The 3,590-nt window shown below is 33.4% G+C and carries 7 protein-coding genes and 1 pseudogene; 2 read left to right on the plus strand and 6 right to left on the minus strand.

Translation table 11 applies throughout. The annotated features are described in order from the left end of the window. Positions 1–147: 147 nt before the first annotated feature. From PX482_RS27580 to PX482_RS01445, 4 genes and pseudogenes are all read right to left on the minus strand, one after another. Positions 148–225 (minus strand): annotated as a pseudogene (locus PX482_RS27580) (type II toxin-antitoxin system HicA family toxin); the annotation flags it as partial. Then, positions 218–481, minus strand: coding sequence for a type II toxin-antitoxin system HicB family antitoxin (locus PX482_RS01435; RefSeq protein WP_002757300.1), 264 nt, complete (start codon positions 479–481; stop codon positions 218–220). The gene PX482_RS01435 and the pseudogene PX482_RS27580, both read right to left, overlap by 8 nt. A gap of 203 nt (positions 482–684) precedes the next feature. Further along, positions 685–1,017, minus strand: a complete 333-nt coding sequence (locus PX482_RS01440) for a DUF5615 family PIN-like protein (protein WP_043998855.1) — start codon at positions 1,015–1,017, stop codon at positions 685–687. Beyond that, positions 1,001–1,249 (minus strand): DUF433 domain-containing protein, encoded by a 249-nt coding sequence (locus tag PX482_RS01445; protein ID WP_002757298.1) that lies wholly within the window; start codon positions 1,247–1,249, stop codon positions 1,001–1,003. Before PX482_RS01445 ends, PX482_RS01440 begins: the two co-directional genes overlap by 17 nt. Before the next feature lie 208 nt (positions 1,250–1,457). On the opposite strand from PX482_RS01445, the gene PX482_RS01450 reads away from it, so the two are divergent. Together PX482_RS01450 and PX482_RS01455 are read left to right on the plus strand one after the other, a co-directional pair. Further along, positions 1,458–1,931: a PIN domain-containing protein gene (locus tag PX482_RS01450; protein WP_288026984.1), complete on the plus strand. Its 474-nt coding sequence runs from the start codon at positions 1,458–1,460 to the stop codon at positions 1,929–1,931. Further along, entirely contained in the window at positions 1,912–2,091 is a 180-nt protein-coding gene (locus PX482_RS01455) for a hypothetical protein (RefSeq protein ID WP_002747316.1), read from the plus strand. Before PX482_RS01450 ends, PX482_RS01455 begins: the two co-directional genes overlap by 20 nt. A 70-nt stretch (positions 2,092–2,161) precedes the next feature. On the opposite strand, the gene PX482_RS01460 is transcribed toward PX482_RS01455, so the two are convergent. Both PX482_RS01460 and PX482_RS01465 read right to left on the minus strand, forming a co-directional pair. Further along, positions 2,162–2,644: a PIN domain-containing protein gene (locus tag PX482_RS01460; RefSeq protein WP_288026981.1), complete on the minus strand. Its 483-nt coding sequence runs from the start codon at positions 2,642–2,644 to the stop codon at positions 2,162–2,164. A 5-nt stretch (positions 2,645–2,649) separates the two neighbouring features. Beyond that, a complete protein-coding gene (locus PX482_RS01465; RefSeq protein ID WP_002736878.1) occupies positions 2,650–2,889 on the minus strand; it encodes a UPF0175 family protein in 240 nt (79 codons plus the stop codon). Positions 2,890–3,590: the final 701 nt, after the last annotated feature.

A 3,590-nucleotide genomic window follows, 5' to 3' on the forward strand; every position in this document is an offset into this window, starting at 1 on the left:
GAGCTATTCTGAATTGTAAGTTATAACTATTATAATCTCATTTCTCTTTGTGATCAAGTTGAAGATTTTCTAGTTTTTGACTGCTATAAGTATTAATACTCATTGCATAAGTGAGATGCTCCCGATCACCTGATCACCTTTTCCTTATCGATAAAATTGACAGCCTCCTTTTTCAAGAATTTTGATTAGTGCTTTGGGTTTAAGAGAAGGAATATTTTTAGGCATAAACTTTTCTGAGTTCGTAAGTTTCGGGAGTTTCAGAATCTCCCACAGTTAAAAATTCATGAAGTTCGTCTATAGGAATAGGACTGGTATATATATTGGCTTGATCATGATAAATCTCCCAAAAAGATTCAATCGCTTCTTTTAGTTTCTCCATAGCTTTTTCCTGAGTTTCTCCTTGTCCAACTAATCCATTTTCAAGACATAATGAAACCCAATAATCTGCACTTTTTCTCAGAATAACGGTATAAAAGTTCATGGTGATTGTTCCGTTGAAATTTTCATCGGGGATTAGAATTTACTCCAGCTTAATTTTAACACAAGACCAACCCAACAAACTGCCTTACCTCAATCTTTTAAATTAACGTCTTTGGATCATTTTATCAATAGACAATAAATAAGGCACATTATACTTTGTTAATGCACCCGATCAGAAAAGCGATCGCTGAGGATAATATATGATTATGCAATTACTAAAACGGACTCGGTAGAATTATCGCTAAATCTCTTAATAGCTTGTTTATGTTTTAAAATAAGACTGATTAGATGATGAGTGGTACAATTTCCAATCCTCAGCCAGATGAACTTTGGAGGTTGGCCATACAACAAACTCCGTTGATAAAAATCAGAATCTTTCGAGACAATTATCAATCCATTGATAGGCGCATATTGCCAAATCCTTTGATCGGGAAACCCTTTTAGGCTACAATCTCTAACATGAGCGCTATCGGGAAAATGTGATACCAGTAACAGAGGTAGTTTAGGTGATAAGTTTTCGTCAAATAGCAGTTTCATCGGGAATAACCATTAAACGACGATCCCGCTCGGCGGCAAATGCAAAACAGGCTTGTATATCTTCTAAGGTAAGATCGGGGAAATCATCTAATATTTCTTCAATAGTCATCCCTCCTCCTAGATAATCAAAAATATCTGCTACTGCAATACGAGTATTAACAATGCAAGGTTTGCTACTGCGAATGTCTGGGTTAATCACAATCCGATCTCGATATTTAGCTGCAAAAGACATAGTAATAATTGTTGTTGACTAATGATTATTATAGCTTAATGTTAACTGTACTTTAAGCTTGATAAATCTTAAAACCAAAGCCCTCGACTTTTAGGTTTCAAAAATTCTATTATCAATAAGGTGCATTACACTACCTTAATCCACTCTAAAAGAGCAGCGATCGCACTTTTGATGTTAAACTAAGATCAGAAAACTTTTTCTATCATTTATGAAAAAACTTAGAGTTTATATCGATACATCAGTCATTGCAGGCTGTTTAGATGATGAATTTTCCTTAGAGTCCAATCAATTGATGGAAGCCATTAAGCAAGAAAAGTTTATTTTGTTAATGAGTGATATCATTGTTAGCAAATTAATTAATGCTCCCCAATCGGTTAAAGATATTTTATTATCGATTCCGCAGAGAGTTATTGAAGTAGTTAAGATAACAGCTGAAGTTTTACAGTTAAGGAATGCTTATATCAATGAAGGAGTTGTTACATCAAAGTCTATTAATGATGCTACTCATGTAGCGGCTGCTACAATAGCTAGAGCGGCTGCAATCATATCATGGAATTTTAAACATATTGTGCGCCTAGATAAAATGAAAGGCTATAATCAAATTAATTTACTCAATGGCTACGGGATTTTGACTATTATTTCTCCTTTAGAGGTAACAATTGATCAAGCCAACGACAATTAAAAAAAGTTTTGACTGTTTAGCTTTTAAACAAACCAGTCAAGAAAAAATGGCTGAAGACATGAAAAATCTCAGCTATTCAGATCAGATTGAATATCTTCAAAAAAAGATTAATGAAAGTGATTTAAAGTTATGGTGGGAATCCATCAATAACAAGAAATAAGGCGCATTATACTCTGTTAATGCAGCCGACAAAATAAGCGTGCTGCTACGCAGTGCCTTCAGTATCACACTCAGTCTCCAAAAATGCTCTCAAATATCTCACGCTTGACTCTAAAGTTAATTTCTCTAAGTCTTTGATAAAAAATCTCCAAATTTTCAATTTCTATCTTTCCTTCTTTGAGAAGTTTACGAATAATCGCTAAAGTTCCTTTAACATTTAAGCCTAAGCGTAGTGCTTCTTTTCTTGCTGCAAAGTCATCAAGGATGATATAATCAGTTTGTAATTCTATTCCTAAAGTAATGGCATCAGATTCACCTTTCCCTAAACGTTCATTTAAACTATTTGCTAGAGAGATTAATTTAATATTTAGGATAATTAATTTCTGTTGATTGATCAGCTTATTAAGAGTCTCTGAAGATTGATCTTGTTTGGCATTAATTTCTTGTTGTACGGTTGCAGGCAAATAAAAATTATCATTAGAATCTAGTAATTTTTCTAAAAATCCTAACTGAGACAAAAAGATTAAAGGGTAAGAATTGAAAACAATTTTCATAGAGATTACCATTTTTTTTCTCTATCTATGTCTTCTGTAGTAAGATAAGAAAAATCGATTCCCATTAATTCTAAAATTTTCAAGAACATTTCTGTATCCATTTCCATGATTTCTGCGGCTTTATGAAGACTGATGATGCGAGAAACTAAAGCACCCACCACAAAAATAAATTGTTCTTTTTGTTCAATATTATCAAATAATTGAATTTCGGCGGCGATTTCTTGAAAAGTGGTCGAAGTATTCATTGTCTTGCTAAGTTTCATCAATTAAGACATATCTAACTTAATTTTAACGCAAAATCAACCCAACAAACTGCCCTTATCTCAATCTTTTAAATTATAGACAACAAATAAGGTGCATTAACAAAGTATAATGCACCCGATAAGAAAGCGATCGCACTTCATCAATTAACTCCGAGTTCGCCTTTTGAATTCCTCAATTCTTTTCTCTATCACTCTAGGGTTCGGGTTTTCCCAGTCATCTAGAGAATTATAAAGAATTGCTGGAATTAATACTTTTCTCTTTTTGTCAAATTTTATGTTAAGAAATATGTGACTATAGGATCGAGAAAACGGGTTTCTTTAAGAAACCCGTTTTCTTGACTCTGAGTCAAGTTAATCAGGTGGCTGGTAGGAGAAATCAAGGTTTAACCGCACCGAATTTAATTTGATTTTCTCTGATTCATGAATAAACCTGATGAAAAAAAAATAAAAAAAAAATAAAAATAAGCATATTTTATATCCTATTGACGGTAGAAAAAAACGGTCTTAGGATGATGGAAACCATTAATTGATGGTTTGATAGTTTTGCAACATCTCAATAAATGCTGGTAAGGAAGCCGAAGTCAACCTAGAAAATGAACCCGCACTCGTGAGAAAGCATCGACTTAGGTTGCACTGAGGAAGAAAATCTGCTTTAACTAAGGATATGCTTCTTCCCATCGAGA

This window comes from Microcystis sp. M53602_WE12 (assembly GCF_030065455.1).
In the GTDB taxonomy this organism is placed as follows: domain Bacteria; phylum Cyanobacteriota; class Cyanobacteriia; order Cyanobacteriales; family Microcystaceae; genus Microcystis; species Microcystis aeruginosa.